Origin of the sequence: Undibacterium sp. Di26W, assembly GCF_049340265.1 — a bacterium.
Lineage (GTDB): Bacteria > Pseudomonadota > Gammaproteobacteria > Burkholderiales > Burkholderiaceae_D > Undibacterium.
Genome location: NZ_JBMPOR010000001.1, coordinates 126668 through 153266, shown reverse-complemented (window position 1 = coordinate 153266; position 26599 = coordinate 126668). Strand labels below are relative to the sequence as shown.

Sequence of the window (26599 nt, the reverse complement as noted above, 5' to 3'; positions counted from 1 at the left end):
CATTGTCTTCTACGTTTCAGTGTTACTTGCAAAGTTTCCATCAAAGGTCATCCACCCATGAACAGCCGCATCAAACTGATCCATTCCTGTCATACACAATCGACTGGCCGCCGTTACCTGTCACTCCTGATGCTGGCAAGCATACTGATGTCCGCGTTCGCCTCCGCGCAAACGACTGTCAGAATAGATTTGACCAAACCCGGCATTCCCGTCAGTCCCACCTTATACGGTTTGATGACAGAAGAAATTAATTATTCTTACGATGGTGGACTGTACGCAGAATTGGTTCGTAATCGTATTTTCCAGGATGACGAAAAAGCAGCGGTGCATTGGTCCTTGGTGCAAGATACGGATGGCACGGCATCCATCACTCTCGACACGCGCGCTCCGATTGTCGGGACTGCATTGACGACCAGCCTACGGCTCGACGCAGCGCATGCATCGACAGGCCACCGGGTCGGTGTCGCGAATGATGGCTATTGGGGTATTCCCATCAAGCCAAGTACAAGTTACCGCGCGAGCTTCTATGCCAAGACCGCAGGCGCAGGCGGAGTACCGATCACCGTCGCCCTCGAAGGCAGCGATGGCAAGACCGTGTATGCACAGGCGCAGGGTGGCAAGATCAATGGCGAATGGAAGCAATATACCGTCACACTGAAGACCGGGCCAGATATCAAGCCGACTGCGGCCAGCCGGCTCGTGCTGTCGACGGAAAGCCCCGGCACGGTCTGGTTCAACCTTGTCTCGCTGTTCCCGCCAACATACAAAGACCGGCCTAACGGCAATCGCATCGACCTGATGCAGAAACTGGTAGACATGAAGCCAGGCTTCCTGCGCTTCCCAGGCGGCAATTACCTGGAAGGTGATACCGTTGCCACCCGTTTCAAATGGAAGGAAACGCTGGGGCCACTCAAGCAGCGCCCGGGACATCCCGGTACTTGGAAATACCGTTCTTCCGATGGCATGGGATTGCTCGAATTCCTGGAGTGGACCGAAGACATGGGTGCTGAACCGGTGCTGGCAGTGTTCGCTGGTTATGCATTGAAAGGTGAAACCATACCCGGCGGCCCTGCGCTGCAACCGTTTGTCGAGGAAGCGCTGGAAGAAATCGAATATGTAATGGGTGACGTCAACACCAGATGGGGCGCGCAACGCGCCAGAGATGGCCATCCGGCACCGTTCAAATTGCGGTATGTCGAGATTGGTAATGAGGATGGATTCGACAAGCAAAAGACCTACGATGGCCGCTATACCCAATTCCATGATGCGATCAAGGCCAGGTATCCGCAGCTAAAGCTGATTTCGACCGTGAATGGCAAGGACAGCCTTGGCCAGCGTCAGTTATTGACCAGCCGTGTTCCAGACCTGATTGACGAACATTATTACTACGACCCTCTGGCAATGATGAGTGACGCCAGCCGCTATGACAGCTATAGCCGCAGCGGGCCGAAAATTTTTATTGGCGAATGGGCAGCGCGCGAGGGTGCTCCCACCACCAACCTGATTTCCGCACTGGCCGATGCCGCGTGGATGACCGGCATGGAGCGCAATGCCGATATCATTGAGATGTCCTGTTATGCCCCTTTGCTGGTCAACGTCAATCCGGGCGGCATGCAATGGCGAAGCAACCTTATTGGCTACGACGCGCAGACCAGCTACGGCTCTCCGTCCTATCACGTGCAAAAGATGTTCAATACTTATCTGGGTGACGTCTCATTGCCGCTGGTAGCAGAAAATATCCAAACTCAGACTTGGCAGCCCAAGGCGAAAAAGGATCAACCAGCACCGGCGGCCAAGCAAGTGCCAACCCTGTTTTTTTCCGCCACTACGTCGGAACAACGTGGCGAAATCTATCTGAAGGTCGTCAATGCTATCGGCACACCGCAAATGGTCAAGGTTGACTTGGCGGGCCCCATCAAGGTGGCACCGGAAGGAAAGGCGATAATCCTGCGCTCGAATGCACCGGACGATACCAACACCATCGACGTGCCAGGCAAGATCGTACCGGTAACCAGTGCGGCACATGGTTTAGGCTCCCAATTCAACTACAGCTTCGCGCCTTATTCTGTGACCGTGCTGGTACTGTCACGGACAAGCCGATAGATCAAATACGAAACTACCAGACTACCAAACTAAGAATTGCCCTACCCCATGAAAAAAATATTCGGCAGTTTCTGTATTGCCTTCGCCTGCTTCGGCATTAGCACCTCCAGCCACGCCGCCACTGCCAACACGGTAGACACCCAGATCAAATATCTGAGCGGCACCGATAAGGATCACCGGGTGGACTGGGAATTTTTCCTGGACGCAGGACGCAATGGCGGCGCCTGGAAAACCATCCCTGTTCCGTCGAACTGGGAACTTGAAGGTTTTGGCACTTACCGTTATGGTCAGGACTGGGGTAAGGAAGCGGTGCCGGACAATGTCGGCAAATACCGCCATCAGTTCCAGGTGCCGGCTGGCTGGAAAGGACAGCAGGTCGAGATTGTGTTGGGTGGTGCCATGACCGACACCGAAGTGAAGATCAACGGCCAGCTTGCCGGGCCTGTCCATCAGGGCGGCTTCTATGAATTCCGCTACGATGTGACGCCGCTGCTCAAGGCTGGCGAAAACAATCTGCTGGAAGTGAGCGTCAAGCGGGTGTCCGACAATGCCTCGGTCAATCGGGCTGAACGCAGTTCTGATTTTTGGTTGTTCAGCGGCATTTATCGTCCGGTATGGCTAGAGGCAAAGCCGGTCGCCAATATCGATCACGTCACGCTCGACGCCCGTCATACCGGCGAATTCGATGCCGAGGTTTACCTGAGCAAGCAAGTACCGGCGGGTGCCAGCGTGCGGGTCCTGTTGACCACGCTCGACGACAAACTGCTCGGCAAACCAATTCTGGCTGCGTTCGCCGGTGCGCAGCAAGCGCTGCATTTGCATACGCACATAGACAATGTCATTCCCTGGTCGGCTGAAAACCCCCAGCGCTACAAGGTGTTGTTTGAACTGCTGAATGGCAAACAAGTCACGCATCAGATCAGCAAGGTGATCGGATTTCGCACCATGGAACTGCGCAAGCAGGACGGCGTGTACGTCAATGGCAATAAAATTCGACTGAAAGGCTCGAACCGTCATTCGTTCTGGCCGACCACCGGTCGCACGACCAGCAAGGAGCTCAGTTATATCGACGCGCGCCTGATGAAGGAAATGAACATGAACGCGGTGCGCATGTCGCATTATCCGCCCGATGAACATTTCCTCGACGTCGCCGATGAAGTCGGCCTGTACGTGATTGACGAACTGACCGGCTGGCAAAAAGCCTACGACACCGAGGTCGCCGCGCCACTGGTCCAAGAGTTGGTCAGGCGCGACCAGCATCATCCCTCCATCGTGTTTTGGGCAAATGGTAATGAAGGCGGTTTCCCGCGTGGTGTTGATTCACATTACGACCTGTATGACCTGCAAAAGCGCCCAGTGATCCATCCCTGGGAAAACTACGGCGGCATCGATACCTCGCATTATCCCCATTACGACTGTTGCGCGACATCCCTGTTTCACGGACGCGATGTGTTCATGCCGACTGAATTCATGCACGGTTTGTATGATGGCGGCGCCGCCGCCGGACTGAACGACTGGTGGAACGCGATGCTCGGCAATCCATTGAGCGCGGGTGGTTTTATCTGGGCCTTTGCCGACGAAGGTATCGTCCGCACCGACAAGAATGGCGAAGTCGACGTCTGGGGCAATCGCGCACCGGACGGTATCGTCGGACCTTACCGCGAAAAAGAAGGCAGCTTCTTTGCTATCAAGCAGATCTGGTCGCCAGTGTATCTGCCGCTGGCGGAAAAGGCATATCTGCAACCCACTTTCGATGGCCGCATTCAGCTTGAAAACCGCTATGATTTCAATAATCTGACCAGCGTCAAGCTGACATGGAAGCTGGTGAAATTCGATACACTCGCATCGAACAAAACCGGTTATCAGGTCACGGCACAAGGCAAACTCAAGTCACCCGATGTGGGCCCAGGTTTGCGTGGCAATACCCGGATCGACCTGCCAGAAAACTGGTCGAAACAGGATGCGTTATACCTGAGCGCGGTGGACAGCAGTGGCCACGAAATCTATACCTGGAGCTGGATGATCGCCAGCGCAAATGCAGTCGCCGCGCAAACGGCCGCCCAATGGCAGGATCAGCATCGTGCCATCGGTGCAGGTGCAGGCTCCGCCAGCGTGCAGGAACAGGCAGATGCATTCGAACTCAAAGCTGGTGATATCAGCGTCACCATCGACAAGAGCACTGGCTATCTGCGTCAGTTGCGCAAGGGGCCCACGGTGGTCCCGCTGACCAATGGCCCGCGCCTGGTGACCGGCACTGCCACGCTGAAAGAAATTCGTGCCACTGAGCAAGGTGGAGATGTATTGATCGATGCCGGCTACAGCGGCAATCTCCAGTCCGTGCAATGGCGTTTGAGCGCCGCTGGCCGTCTCACCCTGTCATACAAATACAGGATGGAAGGCCGCTCGCAGAGCGCCGATTATCTGGGCGTGAGCTTCGATTATCCTGAAGCACAGGTCAGGGCTATGCGCTGGTTGGGCAAAGGCCCTTATCGGGTCTGGAAAAACCGTACGCAAGGGGTCGGGTTCAACATATGGAAGAAAGACTACAACGACACCGTCTCTGGCCTGAGCTGGCAGTATCCTGAATTCAAGGGTTATCACGACAAGGTTTACTGGGCCAAACTGGAGACGACAAACCTGCCGCTGGTTTTCGTCAACCACAGTGACGATATCGCGTTGCGGATGTTCACGCCAAAAGAAGCGCCAGCAGGCGAAGCGAGTTCCCCGAAAGCCACCAAGGTAGAATTCCCGCTCGGCGATATCTCGCTGCTGCATTCGATCGCGCCAATCGGTGACAAGTTTCATCCAGCGTCTGAACTGGGGCCAGCCGGTCAGAAGGGACGTATTCCGAATCTCGGTATCACCCTGTCGAACACGGTCGACATCTTGTTTGGCGAATCGCGCTGATTATGCTATTGCGTTCGATGGAAGGAGGACTGCTATTGGGAGAACAGGGAAAACGGAAAAAATAGCACGCTAAGATTTTTCAGGTGTTCGTAGCGCTCGAAATTTTCCCTTGTCAATCTTACGGTTCTGACGCCACACATAGTCTCCTGTCAGGTTGATGTTCTCCCAGCCGAGCGGCGCGAGGTATTGAAGCAGGGAATCGTCTTTCAGCCGGCCACCGACACGGCCACGCCGGCGCGCGGCTGCGAGCCCGGCAGTCACGCGCTCCTTGGTCAAGGCGCGTTCGTACTGGGCAAGCGCGCCGAACACATGGAACAGCAGCGCGTCGCGCTGCAAATCAATGTTTTGACGGTCCGACCCGGACGAAACGCGCATGTACCCGACGAGCATATACGGAAAACCTGTGCAGTGTGGTTGGCGAATGCTGCATTTTTCGCGCCTTCACACGCCTTCACGTGTAAGCTTTCGGTATCGCCTGTCGATCTGTCGTCAAACAACTGTTTTCTGACAGGCCGCATTCGTTAAGGGTTGTCCGATGCCGGCCGCCGTTACAGACGCGAACTGATGCACGCGAGCGTCTCCGGCCGACGCACGGACGCGTTGACCACGCTACTGTCCGGAACTGTCCGGCTCTATCTGTCCGCGCGTCTACCGAACACGTAGCGTACGAACCCCGTAGGTTGCATAATCAAATATTTATGTCTTGGCATGCTTCATGCTGAGTTTCCTCGGCTGCGCAAGTTTGCGTGGTATAAAAACCAAATCATTCTGGGGATCATTTTGACATCGACATATTCGACCTTCGTTAGGACACTGAGCGTGACGCTCTTCGTCGCCGCACTTCCTGCCACTGGCGTCTTTGCAGCCGACGGACCCAACTTGTCAAGTGCAGAAATACAGGCTGCCATACATACTCGTGCAACAGAGACCATGCGTGTCGCGGCCATCGAGGCAAAAGCCCGCCAGCGCGAATGGAATGCCCAAGCAGGACCCGTGGCGATCGTGGTTGGCGTGCTCGATGCGTCGGGACCGCGATTTTACAAAGTCGGATCATCCGACTTGGCAACTGGCACGCTCGCAGATGAACATACAATTTTCGAGATCGCATCGGTCACAAAGCTGTTCACCTCGTTGATCCTGGCCGACATGGTAGTCAAAGGAGAGGTTGCAATCGACGACCCTGTGCAAAAGTATGTACCCGACGGCGTTACGGTGCCTGTGTTTGGTGGTCGCTCCATTACCTTGGCTGATTTGTCGATGCACCGCTCGGGCCTGCCACGCGACTCAGCGGACAAGAAAGAGAACTATGACCGGGTCGCAAGGCTTGGATTCTCGACCGCACAACTGTACCGCGCCGTATCCGAAGCCAAGCTCACACGAATACCGGGCAAGGTTGAGTACTCCAACCTCGCTGTCGGCTTGCTGGGGTGGGCGTTGGCCGAGCGTGCCGGCACGGACTTTCCCACGTTGGTAAGCACGCGAATCTTTGGCCCGCTGGGCATGGCAGACAGCGGCTTCGGGGCCGACACTTCTCTGCGGGCCCGCCGGGCCGTGGGTTACGGGGACGAACTGAAGCCTTCTCCCGATGTCGTGAGCATGCCAGGATATTATCCGGGCGGCGGTGTGCAGTCGAGCGCGAGCGATATGTTGCGGTTCCTCGCCGCGATGATGGCTCCCAAATCAAGCGCGCTGGAGCCCGCTGTGCTGTATATGAGAAAGCCTTTTCCGGATAAGTCCGAAGCGCTTGCTTGGCTCCGAATGTTCACCAAAAAGGGTGTCATTTGGCAGCATACAGGGCGAAACCTCGGCTTCAGCAGTTTTTTAGGTTTTAACTCAAATAGCGGAGTTGGCTGCGTTGTATTATCCAATTCGCAACTGGTAGACGTGGACGATCTCGGGTTCAAAATCATCGATCGCACTTATCCCCTAAGGCAGAAACTGGCACCGCTCGAATTCGTGGCCGCTCTCGAGGTTGATCATTACCGTCAAGTGGAGGCGGCATACCGGGCTTTCCGACATCGTAAGGCCGACTTCTTCCTCGACCAGGGGGCAGTCAACTTGTGGGGCTATGATTTACTCGGACAAGGACGTCACCGCGAGGCGGTCGAAGTTTTCAAATTGAATACGACCATCTTTCCGAAATCGGCCATTACCTATGACAGCCTCGGCGAGGCTTACGAAAAAGCGGGGATGCCGGCACACGCCATTGCCAGCTATCGCAAGGTCCTGGAACGCGACAACAACGCCACGAATGCCCTAGCGAGACTTCATGCGCTTAAGGCAGACGCGAATGGCGCGGCTCAACCTTGAAAAATAGCAATCCAAAGATGGGCCGAAGTTGGAATTGCACCGCGACCGTCGAGAGTACTATCGGCAGAGATCGTTAAGAGTAGTCGGATACCGGCCGGGGTGATCGCGCGCATAAGCTTGGGTCTGCGATTGCGGCCGGCATCAGACAACCCATAACGTAAGCGGCCTGTCATCCGGGCTGGAAGTCCTCCAAAATCGCGCCGTAGGCTTAGCGTGCTATTTTTTCCGTTTTCCCTCTTCTCCCCTTATTTGTCACACCAGTCGAGGAAACCGGTATTAGTACCTGATGCTTGAATTAACTCGTGAAAAAGCCCGGCAAACATGTTGTCTGCCGGGCTTTTTTTGGGTCATTCGCTACCTGATCATGCCCTACTCTTTATGCTTTCAGCAGGCCGCCCGCAAGCGGCCATTTGCAGCATCAGAACGAAGTGCGCATAGACAAGGTATAGGATGCGCCTGGTTTGTACTCATCAAACACGGCATTGCTGAACTGTGTGTATGACTGACTGATGGCTTTGTTGGCATTCCATACGCTCAGTGTCAGGTCTGTGTTGTAGGGGAAATTGAACAAGCGTTTCAGATTGGCACCTACCGACAGATCGACTTGCGTACGATCTGTTGTGTAGGCATATGCACCACCTGCCACACTCAAACCTGTGCTGGTATTCACCACGTGCGACGCTGTGTACTGACGCGAGACGCGGAAGTTCAGACCGTTGCGTTCGTAGTACACCGTCAGGTTGCTGGTGCGTGGTGGAACGCCAGAGACCGGTGGTGCATTTGGTGCTTCATCCTTTTGATTGGTGTAAGTGTAATTGGCGGTAAAACCAAAACCCTTGACTGGCAGCATGTCCAGCGGTTGCTGCCAGGTCAGTTCGATACCGCGTACTTTCAGCTTGGTATCGATGTTATACGGCTCGGTGATCTCGACCAGATGCTTGTCGCGTCCACCGCTGGCATCGACTGACTGTTGCTGCGCTGCTGTCAGGCCCACTGTACCAAACATGGAATCCAGTTGTGACAGCGTGTACGTGATGATACGCTGACCAGGACGGCTGACGATGTCTTTGGCAAAGGCACTGGCCGACACATAGGCTTCACGGGTCATATAATATTCCAGCCCCAGATCGAGGTTGTTCGCCCCGAAAGGTTTCAGGTTGGGGTTGGTCACATTACCCTGACGCGCGCCCTGGTCACCAATGGTCAGCATGGTCTGCCTCAGATCGGCCGGGTTGGCACGTGTCAAAGACTTGGAAGCTGATGCACGGAAAATCAGTTTTGGCGTGATGTTATAGGCAAGGGTTGCGGATGGCAGTACATTGCTGTAGCTGGTTGTTTCATACGCCCAGACACCAATATTGTCATACAGGCCGCCATTCTTCAACGTGGCATTGCGCGGATCAGCCACCACGCTCAAAGCACCAATCGTTTGTTTGGTATTGGCGTAACGCACACCGGCGTTGTAGCGCAGCGTGCCATCGAACAAGTTGAAGCGACCGTTTGCTTCTGTATAGAACGCATCCACTACCTCGCGGATATAACCACCGCTACCATTGGCAAAGCCTTTGTAAATATTGTCCCGGAAATACTGATAGTCCGTATCCTGAGCAAACTTGGGCCAATTAACGCCGATAAAACCGTGGTTCGTTGCATAAGCATAATTCGGCACGCCTGCATTGGTGACCACAGAGCCCTGGTAAGTCAGCGGCGTAGTTACACCAGCCGTAGAACCAGTACCATAACCTGGGTAGGCTGTAGCTGCATCCGTTATCACACCAGGTGTGCTGCGACCATCACAACCAGGTTGACGAATCTGCGTGTTCGGTGCAAAGAAGCGGTAGTTGACGTTATTGCCGCAAGCAACGTTCATCCATGCATCTGCAGTAGAATAGCTGCGATAACGGCGCTCGATATCGTCATACGACACACCAGACTTGATGCTGAAGCTGCTGTCGCCCCAATTAACGTTCAGGCGTGAGCCTTTGGTTTGATTGGTACGCTCATACAAATCCATACGCAAACCGGACAAGCCCTGCCCTGCCTGATTCCAGCCGAAGTTTTTCGGATCATTGATATTCAGGTTAGCACCATAGGTTGGTGACTGACCTGGAACTGTGTTGTCATAAGTAATGACAGAGTTGGGCGACGTGGTGGCCAACAATACCGTAGGCATGTCACGGAAGAACGTGCTCTTGGTAAAGTTGACATGGCCGTCTATGGTCCACTTGTCGTTAGGACGGAATTCGAAGCCAGGATTGAAGCTGCGGAACAGCGTTTTTTCTTCCATAGGCCGGTATTCCAGGGACCAGAAAGTATTCGCAAACGTGGCCTTGGTCAGTACGCAACCGACCGTGCAATCGCTGCGATCAAATTCCATGCCGATAGGAATGACGGTGTTGGCACGCGTGCCGGCGTTCATCCCCTCATAAACCATCTTGTTGCCCTTCTGGGCGAACACCATGTCCATGTAGACATCCAGCTTGTCATTCGGCTGCCATTGCAGACTGACGACTTCGCCGTAACGTTTACGCTCACCTTCATAGATCAAATGTCGACCCAGACGGGCCATCAGCGCATTATCAATCTGCTGGATGGTGGCACCCGGGTTCAATGCCAGCAACATGGCGCGGTCAATCTGTTTGCCTGGCACCAGAATTGAACGTGCATAGGCAGGCAAATCATTCAGCGCCAAACCTGACGGCACTGTGTCCGGGGTGGATTGCGAGCCGCCACCAGTACTATTAGGATTGTCTGCAGCGGTTGCCTGGAAGGATTTCAGCTGGAAGTTACGCATGTCCACCGACTGGAAACCCTCAGTCTTGTACTTGGTATCACCAAAAGCCGCACCGACCAGGACACCGAATTTACCAAGGCCAGTATCCCAGGTATTGCTGATCAGGCCGGAACCTGTCGTGCCCGTTTTACCACTTTGATCGCGGTAGTTACCACTGAGTGTAATCGCGGACCGGAAACCATTCTTGTCGAAAGGGCGCACACTGCGCATATCTACGGTACCGGCAATACCACCTTCAATCAGGCTGGCTTGCTGGCTCTTGTATACGCTGGCACTGCGGAATAGTTCAGACGGCAGGAAGTCCATATCGACTTCACGGTTGGCACTGATGGAACCACCCCAGCTACCTGCCGAGGCTGAAGCCATCGGTGCACCGTTCAGCAGCACGCGAGTAAAGGCTGGTCCCATGCCACGAATGGATACGTTCAGGCCTTCACCGTCGATTTCAGCACGTGTAACCTTCACACCAGGAATACGGCCCAGGGCATCGGCAATATTAGGATCAGGGAATTTGCCCATGTCTTCCGAAAACACGGTATCGCTCAGCCCTACGTTCTCGTATTTTTCATTGGCAGACAGAGCCAGCGAACTGCGATAGCCGCTCACCGTAACGGTTGGGGTTACCTTGTCTTTTTCCTTTTCCTTGTCTTTTTCAGCCGCCGTAGCCGAAGCTGGTGCCGGTGTTGGGGCCGGTGTAGGTGCGGGTACCGACTGAGCATAAGCGCTGGAAATCAGGCCAGCAAGGACAGTAGTGACAAAAACATCACTCCCTGTACCCAATCGACGCCGAACGGCACCCTTTGTTCTTTGGTTCATGCATGTCTCCTTTTATGCGGCATCTTGTGCCATTGTTGTTTGCGTCTTTATTTGACGCTTCAATTTTTATTTATTACGAGAAACAGATTGTGGTAACGCAAACAAATACCGCACATTCAGCCCTGCTTCATTGGCGATAAACTGTTTCATCAGCAAACACCAGCTTGGTTTCCTCCTCTTTCTCTGGTACTGGATATGCCGCTACTTTGTTTGCGCATAACAACGATGATACTGCAATAAATAGCGCTACCATTTGCATAGTCGCCTTTTTGGAATTTCGCGTCAATCATCTTTATCACTTGCGTTGTTACGCGGATACGGTTTTTTGATAAAATTGTTTGCGCTAACATTTCCACCAAAAAAATTGCCCGGAAAGATTCCGGGCAGCATCAAAATAAGACCTGGGAAAACCTAAGGCTGATCAGTAAAACGGAAGGAATCCACGTCGATATAGCCCTGATCTGGACGTGGGTTATAGCAAAACAAGGCAAACTGCTGCCCCTGGAAGGTTCCAGTCCGCCAGTCATAACCCAGATCAAAACTGCCGCCCAACACGTTCCAGGTTCTGCCATCCAGGCTGTAAGCGACTTCAGCCTTGTTCTTTCTGAAATCCATGTCCGTGCGCAAATGAATCTTGCTGACACTGATCGGGCGCGATGACACCCGCACTTCGGTCTGTCGTCCGATCGCGGTGTCTTCTATGACCTCCATACTCAGAAACAATTTGTCTGCCGCGTCACGCTGGACAGTGATGTGCCCGTTAAATTTTCCCATGGTGCCAAATCCGCATACATCACCGGCCAGCACATTGCTGACATCCATCTCAACCTCGCCACGACTCCAGGGCCCCTGCCCCTTCTGGGTCAGCGTATTGCGCGCCGCCCAAAACTCGTTTGCCTTGGTTGCTTCCAGTCGCAAAAAGCCTCGCCGCTCGCGCAAGGACCAGAGGCTGTCATCCGGATTGTGGTTCCATTGCCACTGCATGCCCAGGGTTTGCGCACTGAAATCGTCAGAGGTCGCCAATTTTGTGATTGGCTTGCCAAGGATGGGCTTGGGGGCGACTGCCGGCACCTGGCCCGGTGCGTCTTTACTGCCCCACACTGGCCAATCATCCTCCCAAAAAATCGGGCTGATATTCGTCATGCGCCCGATGGGGCCGGCATCGACCATCACGAAGCCATACCAGTTGCCATCCGGCAGATCAACAATCCCACCCTGATGCCCACCGGTACGATCATCGATTTGCGCATGCGATTCCCAGGGACCGGACAGGCTCTTGGCGCGCGATACGATCAGCGTCAGAGTGGATGGCAATGCGTTAAAAAGATAGTAATACTCACCCCGCTTGACCAGTTTGGAACCTTCCGCCCCCTTGATGTAATGAATCTTGCGCGAGTCCGTCACCTTTGAATAGTCACTGTTCAGACTCAGCAAGTTGACCGTACCATCCGACCCAATGGAAGTCGCGATATAGCCCTTGCCATCAGGCTCTATGAACATGGCAGGGTCAAACGCAGCGCGATCCAGCTCATGGTAAGCCCAGGGGCCTTTGACATCCTTACTGTAGTAGATACGGGTATTCTGCTTGACCGGCGTCACCACCGCATAGAACGTACCCTGGTGATATCGCAGGCTGGCGGCAAACAATCCGCCACGATACGCATTCCCATTCTTGAGATCATACTGCTCCATCCCGTTCAGTTTCGGCACGATATGCGAAGCAAATTCCCAATTAACCAGATCTTTGGAATGAAGCAAAGTCAGGCCAGGGCTATTCGCAAACGTGGTGCTGACAAAGTAAAAATCCTCACCGACGCGAATGATGTCAGGGTCAGGGTAATCAGCGTACAGCGGTGGATTGGTGTAGGTGCCATTCCCATTATCACCCGACCTGGCCTGCGCATCGGATATACCGATATGTAATATGCACAGCACCGCCATCAATGTCGTTGCGGTGCGTCGCACAATTTGATGTCGAATGACATGCGCCGTTTTATGACTGGAAGATACGCCGCTCATTGCTGAACCCCCAGTACAGTGATGGACTGCGGTGCCAATGTGAATGCCAGTTTATTACTACTGATACTGACTTTCACTGGCTTGGGAGTAACCGTTTCAGGCGCTTCAAATGTATTGACTGCATCAATGCGCGGCGCCGTCAAGGTTTCACCAAGCGCTGCACTGGCATTCATGCCACGCAGATTGATGGCGATGCTGACCGCCGCATTGGGATCGACATTGGTCAGCGCCAGCCACAGCTTGCCGCCCTTGTCTCTTGCTGCAATGACATCCACCCTCGGCAGACGGACATCACCGAAGGCATAAGTGCCAGCATCAATGCTGACCGGCACCAGCGTTGCATCCTGGAATGGCACATACATCTTGAAGACGTGGTAAGTTGGCGTCAGCAATATACGCTCTTTGTCAGTCAATATCATGGCCTGCAGCACATTCACCATCTGCGCGATATTGGTCATCCGCACCCTGTCTGCATGTCGCGCAAAGATATTGAAATTGAGCGCTGTGAGAATGGCATCCCGCTGCGAATTCTGCTGCATCAGAAAGCCCGGTTTGCTGCCTGGCGTAGGTGCCAGCCATGAGCCCCATTCATCAACCACCAGGGCAATTTTTTTTGCCGGATCATATTTATCCATGATGGCCGAATGCGTCTTGATAAGATCATCCATGCCCACCGTCTCTTTGATGAAACTGGCATATTCATCCTCGCCAAAGCCGGTCGCCTTCTTTGCTGGTGGCCAGCCGTTGACCGTGTATGAATGCAGGGACAGGCCATCGATATTCCAGCTCCAGACCTTGTCGCGCCATGCTTTCATGATGGTTTCGGTATACTCAGTCTTGCCGCCATCAGGACCAACTGCTATCTGCTGCATTTTCTGGCCATTCAGGTAATTCCTACTGAAGCGGGAATACAGTTTGAGCTGACTCAGGTAATAATCAGCGCTCATGGCACCGCCGCAACCCCAGCTTTCATTGCCTATACCCCAGAACGCCACCTTGTAAGGTGCAGGATGTCCGTTCGCTGCCCGCTCCTGGGCCAGGGCTGTATGTTCGGAAGTTAAGTACTCCAGCCACTCTGCCGACTCCTGCGGCGTACCGGTACCAACATTGGCAGAAATATAGGCTTCTGCCCCGATTTGCTCGACAAAATCCATGAATTCGTGGGTGCCGAAAGTATTTGGCTCTACCACCCCACCCCAGTTAGGATTCAAGCCCGCACGCCGCTTGTCAGCCGGACCTATGCCGTTACGCCAGTGGTATTCATCAGCAAAACAGCCACCTGGCCAGCGCACGACCGGCACCCTGATCGCTTTCAGTGCCGCCACCACGTCATTGCGAATGCCACGTGTATTGGGAATCGTCGAACTTGGCCCTACCCAAACTCCTTCATAGATACCATGTCCAAGATGTTCAGCAAACTGACCGAAGATACGCCGGTCTATGGTAACCCCAGGCTTATTGGCGTCTATACTGGCGTCCATACCGGTGTCTATCGTGAGTGAGGCAGTCTTCGTCGCCTCGGCAGCACCGACCCCGATCGACGACAGAGCAAACACCAGCGTGGCGAGGCTGGAATAAAGATATTTCATGAAGTCTCCTGTTTTTCTTAGTGTATTTTTCTTGTGTATTTTTGAGCAAAATGCAGCATTTCCATTTCCTTTGAATGATTTACCCACCATTGGTAGCGCAAACAATTACAACGAGTGCGTCAAAAAAAGCAAAAACCATTTGACGACACCAATGCGATAGAAAAAATCAATAGCCAGGCTGCTCCCAACATCTCTTCGCCGAAAATGAAAAGCAGGTTATGCGCTTGGATTTTTTTAAGAAATGCGTTCCATTATATTCTTTCATTGCCCTATGTAAACTGCGTTTCGGCAAAGCAAATTCAATGAGCGAATCCAGTCAAAATCCAATCAAAATTCTGCTTAAGAAATGATTGCAAAACCTCAATCATGCGCAAGTCATCGACCGCATTGCGAGTAAATTAATGAAGGCATGAAATCGCAGCCTCGCAAATATGTTAGCGCACAACATAAAGTCAATTATTCCATTGACATCAACTTAATTTAGCTTATAAACTAAAAATGGTCGCGCTACCAATTTACATAAAAAAGCCGGCTAAAAACAAAAAAACAGCGGTAAAAACCGAATCTGGAGACATCAATGCCTATGAAATGCCACCGCCTGGCTGTCCTTCATGCCACGAGCAGAAACGCCGCCCATCCAAGGTCTGAAGATGCGCAATTACCACAACGGCCGGCCTTCTTGCGTCCGCGACCATAAATAAGCACTTGGGTTCCAGGATTTGATCCTTACTGAAAACTTTGGCCAATTCACTGACTAAGCATCACTGAGTCATCGAATCGCATTCCCGGCGTTGGCATCTTGCGTACACTTGTCAGCGCAGGAAGTATGCTCAGATTCGCAGCCAGGCTTCCAGTCCAGGTGCCTCACCTTCTCACTTGCCGCCTGATCCTGATCGGGCGGATTGACCCACCGTCTATCCACCATCTGATGGCGTAGGCGGTGGTTTTTTCGATATAACGCAAGGAATGCAATGAAAACCCCGAAACACTGTGCACACCGTGCCTGGCTGTTCACCTCAGTCTTCCTGCTATCCGTGCTGGACTGCTCAATGGCAGTCGCCGCCGACACCATTCCCTATTTACGCAAGCAAGGCTCGGCCACACAACTCATGGTTGACGACCAGCCCTTCCTGGTTCTGGGTGGTGAATTGCATAATTCGTCTGCGTCCAGCCTGACTTATCTCAACAAGCTGTGGCCTGCTTTGAAAACCGCAGAAATCAACACGGTACTGGCACCCGTGGAGTGGGATCAGATTGAGCCTGTCGAAGGTCGCTTCGACTTCACCATCCTCGATGGCATGTTGCAGCAAGCCCGCGCCAACAACATCAGGTTGATCTTGCTGTGGTTCGGCGCCTGGAAAAATTCCATGTCCACTTATGTCCCGGCATGGGTCAAGCAGGATCAGCAACGCTTCCCGCTGTCACGAAACCGCAATGGCATAGCGCAAGAAATACTCACTCCGTTTGGCCCGAATACGCTGACGGCTGATACAGCGGCCTACCAGGCTTTGCTTGCCCATCTCAAACAAGTCGATACGCAACGCACCGTCATCATGATCCAGGTCGAGAACGAAATCGGCATGCTGCCAGACGCACGCGACTATGGCACGCTGGCCAATACCGCATTCAAGGGCCCGGTGCCCAAGGCCTTGATGGACTATCTGCAGGCGAATCGCGCCGACCTGCACACGTCCGTCAAAACACTGTGGGCTGCCAATGGCAATCGCATGAACGGCACCTGGACCGAAGTATTCGGTGCCAGCATCGCTGCGGAAGAGATTTTTCAGGCATGGTCTTACGCCCGTTTCGTTGAAGCGATGACTGCCGCCGGCAAATCCGCCTATCCGCTGCCCATGTATGTCAATGCGGCGCTGAATCGCCCTGGCAAGAAGCCGGGCGAATATCCGAGTGCAGGGCCGCTGCCACACCTGTTTGATGTCTGGAAGGCCGGTGCGCCTTCTATTGACGTATTGGCCATCGACACCTACTTCCCCAACTTTACCGAATGGGCAGTGCAGTTCAAGCGTCCGAATAACCCGCTGTTTGTGCCAGAGGGAAACAATGCAGGCCGACACGACGCCGCCGCCAAAGCTTTCTATTCCATAGGCGAGCATGATGCTTTCGGGTTTTCACCGTTTGGTATAGAAGACAGCACGGGCAAGGGAGACGACACATTGCCGCAGGCTTTTCGGGTACTCAGGCAATTGGCACCAGTCATTGCCCAGCATCAGGGCAGCGGCAATATGCGCGGCTTCAAGGCCCACGTCTCCTATGAAGGCACGGTCGATTTCACCCCACAAAAAGTCACCATGGGTTCTTTTGCGCTGCAGGTTGACCTGAACAACCGCTGGAGCAAAACTGAAACCAAAGACCTGGAAGCCCATGGCGGCCTGATCATTCGCTTGTCCGATAACGAATTTCTGATAGCAGGCAAAGGTCTGACCGTCACCTTCAAGGATGCCAGCGATCATGCCCGACTGGTTGGCTTCGCAAAAATCACGGAAGGCAGCTATGAAAATGGCAAATGGGTGGAAGGGCGCTGGCTCAATGGCGATGAGAGCCACCAAGGGCGACAGATCATGTTGTCGAACCGGGAGTTTTCAATACAAAAGCTGCAGCTTTACCGGTATCGTTGAAGGCTAGCTGCGCCGCTTCCGCAACGTGGAGAGGCGCCCATGAAATAGGCTTGCCACAGCATGTTAGCCCAACACAACATCCCTTGTGGTAAAGTTGGACTCTAACATAAGCTCATTTTTAACGGATTTTCAAGGCAGATGACAAAAAGCAAGGTGAAGCAAAACCCAGCGCCAGCAGCACCAGTAGCGCCCACCGCCGACAGCCGGCTGCATGCGCCTACCATGTCCGACGTTGCAAGGCTGGCCGGGGTATCGTCAATGACCGTGTCACGTGTGATGAACGGCGATACCAATGTGCGTGAACAAACCCGTCTGCGCGTCGATGCCGCCATTACTGAACTGAACTACATTCCCAATCAGGCCGCACGCCGCCTGGCCGGTTTGCGCACTATCCGTTTCGGGTTCTTGTATAGCAATCCGAGCGCGGGTTATTTGAGTGAATTCCTGGTGGGTCTGCTGAATCAGGCCAGTCCCAACAATATACAGCTCGTGGTCGAAAAATGTGAAGCCGATGAACATGACGTTGAACAGGCCCAACGCCTGATTGCCAATGGTGTCGACGGCATTATCCTGCCGCCGCCCTTATGCGATTCTGCGCGTCTGATCGAACTGATTGCCGCATCCGGCACGCCAGCGGTGATGGTTGCCTGTGGCCAGCCTGACCCGCGCATGGGCAGTATCAGCGTCGACGACTTCCATGCGGCCTATGCGATGGCTAATCATCTGATTTCGCTGGGCCATCATCGCATCGGCTTTATCATTGGCCACCCCAATCAAAGTGCCAGCGCCCGCCGGCTGGAGGGATTCAAGGCTGCCATCGCTGAAAAACACGTAGACAATGCACCGGAATTGATTGTCCAGGGCATGTTCACCTATCGCTCCGGTCTGGATGCTGCAGAAGCCTTGCTGGGTCTGGATGAACGCCCCACAGCGATCTTTGCCAGCAACGATGATATGGCTGCTGGCGTGGTCGCCATTGCCCACCGGCTGGGTCTGGATGTACCGGGCGACCTGACCGTTGCCGGCTTCGATGACACGGCACTGGCAACCACCATCTGGCCAGAACTGACCACCGTGCGCCAACCTATTGCCGATATGGCCGAAGCGGCGGTGCAATTATTGCTGCGACAAATCCGCGCACAACGCAATGATGTGCCAGAAGCACCGGAGCACACACGTATAGAACACGTGCTGGTGCGTCGCCAATCAGACGCCGCCCCGCGCCTGCGTCCGCGCTCCAAAATGCTGTCCAAGGTAAGACTTTAGAACGCGCAGCACGCCTGTTGTGTAACAGGTATGCAGCGCATCAATCTGCCATTGCCTGACATGAATGCTGGCAGGCAAGCAAGCCCCGCCTTGCGTTCAGAACGACGAAAACTGCCGCATATTCAAAGCAATACGTCCCTCCGGCAGCATCTACATTCCGCCAATACTCCAGCGAATTCAGAGCAGAATTCAAACCAGAATTCCGCAACGTCCCAGTTGACACCTTCCATTTACCCTTCACATGCTGTAGCTTGCAGCATCAAATCATGACGCAGACGAAGCAAAAAACTGCCGTTTCGTTTCAATAAGCATTAAAACAATACATTAAGTAACATTGGCGACACCGCTACCCGCCATAATTCTGCCATGGACTAGCCGCGTGGCAATAATGCCATCGACCTGACGGTTTACCGGTGTAAACTGAAAATATTAATAATTTATTACCTTCAATAATAAAATGAACAACAAATTCACTGATTTGCTTACACAGCGCATCCAGCCTCTGGCTCAGTCTGCACAGGTTTTGCGTCATCAGGCAGGACGTAGCCAGCCTCGTCTGCTGGCCTTGTTGTTGACAGTGGCGGTGATAGGTGCCGGCGGCATCTGGTGGTGGAAATCGCGCCCCGAGACCACGGCTGATGCCGCCAGCGCAACCGCCAAATCCCCTGCCGGCAACGCAGGCGGGCGACGCTTTGGCGGTGCCAATACGATACAGCCGGTATCCATACAGACAGTACGCAAGCAGGATATCAAGGTGATGGTTAACGCCATAGGCAGTGTCACTGCATCAAATACAGCGATCGTCCATGCGCAAGTGAATGGCGTGCTCCAGCGCCTGCATTTCATTGAAGGACAGCAGGTCAGCGCTGGCCAGTTGTTGGCCCAGATTGATCCGCGCGCCTATGAAGCCACGCTGGGACAAGCGGAAGGTGCACTGGCCCGTGACAAGGCACAACTGGATAACGCCAATATTGACCTGGCACGTTATCGCGACCTGCTCGCTAAAGATGCTGTCCCCAAACAGCAACTTGACACTCAGCAAGCACTGGTGCATCAGCTTGAAGGCACAGTCAAGGTAGATCAGGCCACCGTCGCCAGCGCAAGACTTCAATTATCTTATACCCGCGTGCTGGCCCCCACCGCAGGCAGGGTTGGCTTGAAACAGGTTGACATCGGTAATGTGGTGCAGGCATCTGACGCCAACGGCATCGTCATCATCAATCAGACCCGTCCGGTTACGCTGGTATTTGCGGTACCGTCCGCCAATGTACCCCTGATCACGGCGCGCCTGCGCTCGAACACGGCAATGACAGTCAATGCCTGGGACCGTGGTGGCAAGCGTTTGCTGGCCACTGGCCGCGTCGCCACGGTTGACAATGCCATCGACACCACCACCGACACCATCAAGGTCAAGGCCGTGTTTGCCAATGCAGATGATGCCTTGTTCCCTAACCAGGCCGTCAGCGTCACCCTGCAAATGGATACGCTGAACGATGTGCTGGCAGTTCCACCATCGGCAGTATTGCGCGGCACCCAGGGCTTCTACCTCTACGTGGTCAATGCAGATAACACGGTCAGTACACGCGTCATCACACCGGGCACGGTCGATGGTGACTGGATGGCGATAGAAGGCCCTTTGAAAGCGGGTGAAAAAGTGGTGATCGACGGTGTTGACCGCCTGCGCGAAGGAGCCAAGGTGGAAGTCATCGCGTCTGACCCCAAACAACGTGCCGGTGCCAACGCACCCGCTGGTGGCAAACGTGGCAGGAATAAGGATAAAGGGGCAGACTCGTCGGCATCGGCATCAGCTTCGACTTCCGCCACCGTATCTGCGACATCTGCTGCGTCTGCACCTCAGCCTGCTGGCAGCACAGCCGCTTCCAAGTAGAGCCGGGCAGCCATCATGAATCCTTCAAGAATCTTTATTGAACGCCCCGTCGCCACATCCTTGCTGATGCTGGCGATCATGCTGGCGGGCATACTGGCATATCGACTGCTGCCACTGTCAGCGCTGCCTGAAGTCGATTATCCGACCATACAGGTGACAACGCTTTATCCAGGTGCCAGCCCGGATGTCATGTCCACCACCGTCACTGCCCCTCTGGAAAGGCAGTTCGGCCAGATGCCAGGCCTGAACCAGATGACCTCGACCAGCTCAGGCGGTGCATCTGTCATTACCCTGCGTTTTTCTTTGGGTTTGTCACTGGATGTGGCAGAACAGGAAGTGCAGGCAGCAATCAACAGTGGCAGCAATTTGCTGCCCAGTGATTTGCCCATGCCTCCCATCTATAGCAAGATCAACCCAGCCGATGCACCGGTACTGACAATTGCGATTACCTCACCTTCTTTGCAGGTCATCAAGCTGCATGATTTAACAGAGAATCGTCTGGCACCCAAACTGTCGCAGGTGGATGGAGTAGGCCTGGTCAGCATAGCTGGCGGGCGACGCCCTGCCGTGCGCATTCAGGCCAATCCGCAAACCCTGGCATCACTGGGCTTGTCACTGGATGACATCCGTTCGGCCATAGTCTCAGCCAATGTGAATCAGGCGAAAGGCAGTTTTGACGGTGCGCAACGTGCATCCACCATTGATGCCAATGACCAGTTGAAATCAGCCGCTGAATACCAGAACCTGGTGATTGCCTGGAAAAATGGCAATCCATTGCGGCTGAAGGACATCGCCCAGATAGTAGATGATGCAGAGAACTTGCGGCTGGCAGCATGGGCAGACAGCACGCCTGGCGTGATTTTGAATGTACAACGCCAGCCAGGGGCGAACGTCATCCAGACTGTGGATCGCGTCAAGGCTTTGCTGCCCAAATTGAAAGCCTCGCTGCCTGCTTCGGTCGATGTGCAGGTCATTGCGGACCGTACCACCACCATACGCGCCTCTGTTGACGATACCGAATTCGAACTGCTGCTTTCCATCGCCCTGGTGGTGATGGTGATTTTTCTGTTCTTGCGCAGCGCCAGTGCCACCATCATCCCCAGCGTCGCGGTGCCGCTGTCACTGGTGGGCACCTTTGGTGTCATTTATCTGGCCGGGTTTTCCATCAATAACCTGACGCTGATGGCGCTGACCATCTCCACCGGCTTTGTCGTCGATGATGCCATCGTCATGATAGAAAACATCGCCCGTTTTGTTGAAGAAGGTGATACACCGATGGCCGCCGCCTTAAAGGGCAGCAAGCAAATAGGCTTTACCATTATTTCGCTGACAGTATCGTTGATCGCCGTGCTGATTCCACTGCTGTTCATGGGTGACGTGGTTGGCCGACTGTTCCATGAATTTGCCATCACGCTGGCCGTCGCCATTTTGATTTCTGCTTTTGTGTCGCTGACGCTGACACCGATGATGAGTGCCCGCCTGTTACGTCCTGAGCATGAAATCAAACATTCGCGTCTTGGCGCATGGAGTGCACGCAGTTTTGATGCACTGGTCAGTCGTTATGGCAGTGCCCTGAACTGGGTACTGGACCGCCCAGCCAGCACGCTGCTGGTATTCGCCTTCACCGTGGTACTGACAGCGATTTTGTATGTCTGGGTGCCGAAAGGTTTTTTCCCGGTACAAGATACGGGTTTGATACAGGTGATTACCGAAGCAACGCAAACCACCTCTTTTGAAGCCATGTCCACCCGCCAGCAGGCAGTGGCAGAAGCCATTTTGAAAGACCCCGATGTTGATCATCTGGCATCTTTCATCGGCGTGGACGGTGCCAACCCCACACTCAACACCGGACGCATGCAAATCACCCTGAAGCCTTTCGCACAAAGACAGGCGTCGGCGTCCGAGATCATTCGCAGGCTGGATGAAAGCACATCCCATATCCCTGGCATCACGGCGTATATGCAACCCGTGCAGGATCTCACTATCGAAGACCGCATTTCAAAGACGCAATACCAGTTCTTGCTGAGTTCCCCCAGCTCTGCAGACCTGACATCATCCACCAACCGCTTGCTGGCACGTTTGAAAAAACTACCGCAACTGGCGGACGTGGCCAGCGATTTGCAGGATGAAGGCCAACAAGCCTATGTGCAGATAGACCGCGAAGCGGCGGGCCGACTGGGCGTCACTGTCGCAGCCATTGATACCGCCCTTTACAATGCATTTGGTCAGCGCCTGATCTCTACCATCTACACCCAGTCCAGCCAGTACCGCGTGGTGTTGGAAGCGGCCAAAGATGTCAAAACCGGGCTGGTCGCCATTGAAGGATTGTACGTGCCCGGGACATCGGTATCGGCTAGCGGTGGTTCCAGCACCATACAAGTGCCGCTGACATCGGTTGCACAGGTGATCAGCAAATCTGCTGCATTGGCGATCAATCACGTGGCGCAATTCCCTTCCGTCACCATCTCGTTCAACCTGGCGGGTGGTGCATCGTTGGGCAGTGCCGTAGATGCCATCAGGGCTGAAGAAGAAAAACTGGATTTGCCGCCCAGCGTGGAAACCAGTTTCCAGGGTGCTGCCGAAGCTTTCAGGGCTTCACTCAGCAGCAGCCTGCTGTTGATCCTGGCAGCAGTGGTCACCATGTATATCGTACTGGGTGTGCTGTATGAAAGTTATATTCACCCTATCACCATACTCTCCACCCTGCCCTCTGCCGGCCTGGGTGCCTTGCTGGCACTGCTGATAGCGGGGCAAGACCTGGGCGTGGTGGGTATCATCGGGATTGTGCTGCTGATCGGTATTGTCAAAAAGAACGCCATCATGATGATCGATTTCGCGCTGGATGCCGAGCGCGAACAAGGCATGGACCCACGTGCTGCCATCCACCAGGCTTGCCTGCTGCGCTTCCGCCCTATTCTGATGACTACCATGGCCGCCTTGCTGGGTGCATTGCCACTGATGCTGGGTACCGGTGCAGGCCACGAATTGCGCCACCCTTTGGGCGTGACCATGGTTGGTGGCCTGATCGTCAGCCAGTTGCTGACCTTGTTTACCACACCGGTCATTTACCTGGGCTTTACCCACCAGGCGCAAAAACTTGCTGAATGGCGCAGCAGGCGCGAAGCCGCAAGGCTGGCGAAAGAAAGCCGTCTATGAATATTTCCGCGCCATTCATAGCAAGGCCGGTAGCCACCACACTGATCACACTGGGTGTGGCGCTGGCGGGTGTCATTGGTTTTCAATTACTGCCTATCGCGCCTTTGCCCCAGGTTGATTTTCCGACGATTTCGGTGAATGCCTCGCTGCCTGGTGCCAGTCCGGACACCATGGCAGCAACCGTCGCCACGCCACTGGAGCGCGCGCTTGGCAGCATTGCCGGTGTCAGTGAAATCACATCCCGCTCTTCGCTGGGTTCGACCAGCATCACCCTGCAATTCGACCTGAACCGCAATATTGATGGTGCCGCGCGCGATGTGCAGGCTGCCATCAATGCAGCACGCAGCCTGTTGCCCAGCGGCCTGCCCAGCAACCCCACTTACCGTAAAGTGAACCCTGCCGACGCACCCGTGATGATACTGTCACTCACCTCAGAAACCCTGACGCGCGGCCAGATGTATGACGCCGCCTCTACCGTCCTGGCCCAGCGCCTGGCCCAGGTAGAGGGAATTGGTCAGGTATCAGTGGGTGGTGGTGCCCTGCCAGCCGTGCGTGTGGAACTTGACCCGGACAAGCTGTCACAGAAAGGCATATCACTGGAAAACGTGCGACTGGCACTGACCGCCACCAATGCTAATCGCCCCAAAGGTTCAGTGGAAGAAGATGGTCGCAGCTGGCAAATCGGTGCCAATGACCAGGCCCGCACGGCAGCTGAATATGCGCCCGTGGTTCTTAGTTATCGTAATGGCGCAGCAGTGCGCTTGCGTGATGTGGCTGAAGTAGTTGATTCGGTACAGGACGTACGTAATTACGGTGTCGCCAACGGCAAACCGGCTATCGTCCTGTTTTTGCTGAAACAACCTGGTGCCAATATCATAGAAACCGTAGAACGTGTGCGCGCCTTGTTGCCACGTTTGCAGGCATCTATTCCGCAAGCCATCGACCTGAATGTCGTCAGTGACCGGACACCGACCATCCGCGCATCGCTGCGTGAAGTTGAACGATCACTCTCTATCGCAGTAGGCCTGGTGATCTTGGTCGTGCTGCTGTTTTTGCGTAACTGGCGCGCCACCATGTTGCCCGCTGTCGCCGTGCCGGTATCACTGGCCGGCACTCTTGGTGTCATGTATTTGTGCGGCTATAGCCTGGACAATCTATCCGCCATGGCATTGACAGTGGCAACCGGTTTTGTGGTCGACGATGCGATTGTCGTTTCTGAAAACATCAGCAGATATATAGAACAGGGATTAAGCCCACGCGAAGCAGCGCTGAAAGGTGCGCGCGAAATCGGCTTTACCGTCGTTTCCATCAGCCTGAGCCTGGTTGCGGTATTTATTCCCCTGCTCTTGATGGGGGGCGTGGTTGGGCGTCTGTTCCGCGAATTTTCGGTGGTACTGTCAACTGCCATCTTTATCTCCATGCTGGTGTCACTGACCACGACACCGATGATGGCGGCAGTGCTGCTGAAGCAGCATGTCGTCAAACGACCCGGGAAAATCGGCCGCATGATGGCAAAACTCAATCGTCTGGTGATGCGCGGCTATCGCCATTCGCTGATGTGGACATTACGTCATCAACCTATTGCCCTGATTGCGTTGCTGGGTGTGATAGTCCTTAACGTCTATCTGTACACGGCCATTCCGAAATCTTTCTTCCCACAACAAGATACCGGTGTCATTGTCGGCGGCGTACAGGCAGACCAGGGCAGTTCGTTTCAAATGATGCAGCAGCGGCTCAACACCTTTGTGGCCATCGTCCGCGCTGATCCGGCAGTAGCGAATGTCAGCGGCAATACCGGCGGCGGGCAAAGTAATTCAGCCAACTTCTACATTACGCTGAAACCTATCAGTGAACGCCAGGTGTCAGCAGACGTCGTCATCACCCGCCTGCGTACCCGGCTGTCCCATGAGCCCGGTGCCAACCTGTTTCTGGTGGCGGCACAAGATATACGTATAGGTGGCCGTCAATCCAATGCGCAATATCAATATACCTTGCAGGCCGATGATCTGGAGGCCTTGCGTACCTGGGAACCGCGCATACGCAATGCCCTGGCACAATTGCCTGAACTGGCAGACGTGAACAGCGACCAGCAAGACAAGGGCATGCAGACTTCGCTCGTGATCGACCGCGATGCGGCAGCACGCCTGGGCGTATCAATGAGTGCCATCGACACCACCCTGAACGATGCCTTTGGGCAGCGCCAGGTTGGGGTCATCTACAACCCCCTCAATCAATACCGGGTGGTGATGGAGCTGGCCAGCCCCTATCTTCAGGGACCAGCCACATTTCAACGCCTGTATGTGACCAGCAGCGCAGGCAAGCAGATACCGCTTTCCACCATCGCCAGGTTTGAAACAACCAATACACCATTGTCGATCAACCACCAAAGTGGCACACCTGCATCAACGGTCAGTTTCAACCTGCCTTTAAATGTATCCTTGTCCGAAGCCACCCAGGCCATCAATAATGCAATGGCCGAACTGGGTGTGCCGGTATCGGTACGCGGCAGCTTCCAGGGGACAGCAAACGCGTTTCAGCAATCATTGTCATCACAACCGATCCTGATCGCTGCTGCCATCATTACCGTGTATCTGGTATTGGGCATACTGTACGAAAGTCTGATCCATCCGGTGACCATATTGTCCACCCTGCCGTCTGCTGGTGTGGGTGCATTGCTGGCACTGATCTTGTTCAATACTGATTTTTCCATCATCGCCCTGATCGGCGTGATTCTGCTGATAGGTATCGTGAAGAAGAACGCCATCATGATGATAGATTTTGCCATCAGCCGTCAGCGTGCCTACAGTGCGACTGCCGGGGCAGCGATATTCCGTGCTGCCTGCCTGCGCTTGCGCCCCATCCTGATGACCACATTTGCTGCTATTTTTGGAGCCGTGCCGCTTGCCCTGGGCAGTGGCGATGGTGCCGAATTAAGGCAGCCTTTGGGTATCGCCATCGTTGGTGGCCTGATACTCAGCCAACTGCTGACTTTATACACTACGCCTGTCGTCTTCGTCATGATGGACAGACTGCGCAGGAAACGCTTGCCACGTCCGGAAAAATTCCCCGGCATCGCGGGTGAACCTGCAATGACTATTACTCAATAGGTAGCATT

12 protein-coding genes are annotated in these 26599 nt (G+C 54.3%); 8 read left to right on the top strand and 4 right to left on the bottom strand.

Annotated elements, in window-relative coordinates; all coding sequences use genetic code 11:
- Positions 1–57: 57 nt before the first annotated feature.
- Together ACO0LM_RS00605 and ACO0LM_RS00600 are read left to right on the top strand one after the other, a co-directional pair.
- Positions 58–2103, top strand: a complete 2046-nt coding sequence (locus tag ACO0LM_RS00605; RefSeq protein ID WP_423033315.1) for an alpha-L-arabinofuranosidase C-terminal domain-containing protein — start codon at positions 58–60, stop codon at positions 2101–2103.
- Positions 2104–2151: 48 nt separating this feature from the next.
- The gene (locus tag ACO0LM_RS00600; protein ID WP_423033313.1) at positions 2152–5010 is read left to right on the top strand and encodes a glycoside hydrolase family 2 TIM barrel-domain containing protein; all 2859 of its coding nucleotides are present in this window, start codon (positions 2152–2154) and stop codon (positions 5008–5010) included.
- A gap of 69 nt (positions 5011–5079) precedes the next feature.
- Here ACO0LM_RS00600 and ACO0LM_RS00595 read toward each other — a convergent pair whose 3' ends face one another.
- Complete coding sequence (locus ACO0LM_RS00595; protein ID WP_423033969.1) at positions 5080–5385, bottom strand: recombinase family protein; 306 nt, start codon at positions 5383–5385, stop codon at positions 5080–5082.
- A 333-nt stretch (positions 5386–5718) separates the two neighbouring features.
- Here ACO0LM_RS00595 and ACO0LM_RS00590 point away from each other — a divergent pair, with 333 nt between their 5' ends.
- Positions 5719–7320, top strand: a complete 1602-nt coding sequence (locus ACO0LM_RS00590) for a serine hydrolase (protein WP_423033311.1) — start codon at positions 5719–5721, stop codon at positions 7318–7320.
- A 418-nt stretch (positions 7321–7738) separates the two neighbouring features.
- Here ACO0LM_RS00590 and ACO0LM_RS00585 read toward each other — a convergent pair whose 3' ends face one another.
- The 3 genes from ACO0LM_RS00585 to ACO0LM_RS00575 form a co-directional block, all read right to left on the bottom strand.
- Positions 7739–10930: a TonB-dependent receptor gene (locus tag ACO0LM_RS00585; RefSeq protein ID WP_423033309.1), complete on the bottom strand. Its 3192-nt coding sequence runs from the start codon at positions 10928–10930 to the stop codon at positions 7739–7741.
- Positions 10931–11341: 411 nt separating this feature from the next.
- On the bottom strand, positions 11342–12949 hold the full coding sequence (locus tag ACO0LM_RS00580; protein ID WP_423033307.1) for a glycoside hydrolase 43 family protein: 1608 nt from the start codon (positions 12947–12949) through the stop codon (positions 11342–11344).
- The gene (locus ACO0LM_RS00575) at positions 12946–14538 is read right to left on the bottom strand and encodes an alpha-N-arabinofuranosidase (RefSeq protein WP_423033305.1); all 1593 of its coding nucleotides are present in this window, start codon (positions 14536–14538) and stop codon (positions 12946–12948) included. The genes ACO0LM_RS00580 and ACO0LM_RS00575 overlap by 4 nt, the downstream gene beginning before the upstream one ends.
- A 971-nt stretch (positions 14539–15509) precedes the next feature.
- Between ACO0LM_RS00575 and ACO0LM_RS00570 the strand changes: the two genes are divergently transcribed.
- The 5 genes from ACO0LM_RS00570 to ACO0LM_RS00550 all read left to right on the top strand — a co-directional run bounded on the left by ACO0LM_RS00570 (position 15510) and on the right by ACO0LM_RS00550 (position 26591).
- Positions 15510–17174 (top strand): DUF5597 domain-containing protein, encoded by a 1665-nt coding sequence (locus ACO0LM_RS00570; RefSeq protein ID WP_423033303.1) that lies wholly within the window; start codon positions 15510–15512, stop codon positions 17172–17174.
- A 138-nt stretch (positions 17175–17312) separates the two neighbouring features.
- Positions 17313–18440 (top strand): LacI family DNA-binding transcriptional regulator, encoded by a 1128-nt coding sequence (locus ACO0LM_RS00565; RefSeq protein WP_423033301.1) that lies wholly within the window; start codon positions 17313–17315, stop codon positions 18438–18440.
- Positions 18441–18897: 457 nt separating this feature from the next.
- Positions 18898–20328 carry an MdtA/MuxA family multidrug efflux RND transporter periplasmic adaptor subunit gene (locus ACO0LM_RS00560; RefSeq protein WP_423033299.1) on the top strand — a complete coding sequence of 477 codons (1431 nt, stop codon included), beginning with the start codon at positions 18898–18900 and terminating at the stop codon, positions 20326–20328.
- A 15-nt stretch (positions 20329–20343) separates the two neighbouring features.
- On the top strand, positions 20344–23484 hold the full coding sequence (locus ACO0LM_RS00555; protein WP_423033298.1) for an MdtB/MuxB family multidrug efflux RND transporter permease subunit: 3141 nt from the start codon (positions 20344–20346) through the stop codon (positions 23482–23484).
- Positions 23481–26591, top strand: coding sequence for a multidrug efflux RND transporter permease subunit (locus tag ACO0LM_RS00550; RefSeq protein ID WP_423033296.1), 3111 nt, complete (start codon positions 23481–23483; stop codon positions 26589–26591). The genes ACO0LM_RS00555 and ACO0LM_RS00550 overlap by 4 nt, the downstream gene beginning before the upstream one ends.
- Positions 26592–26599 lie beyond the last annotated feature (8 nt).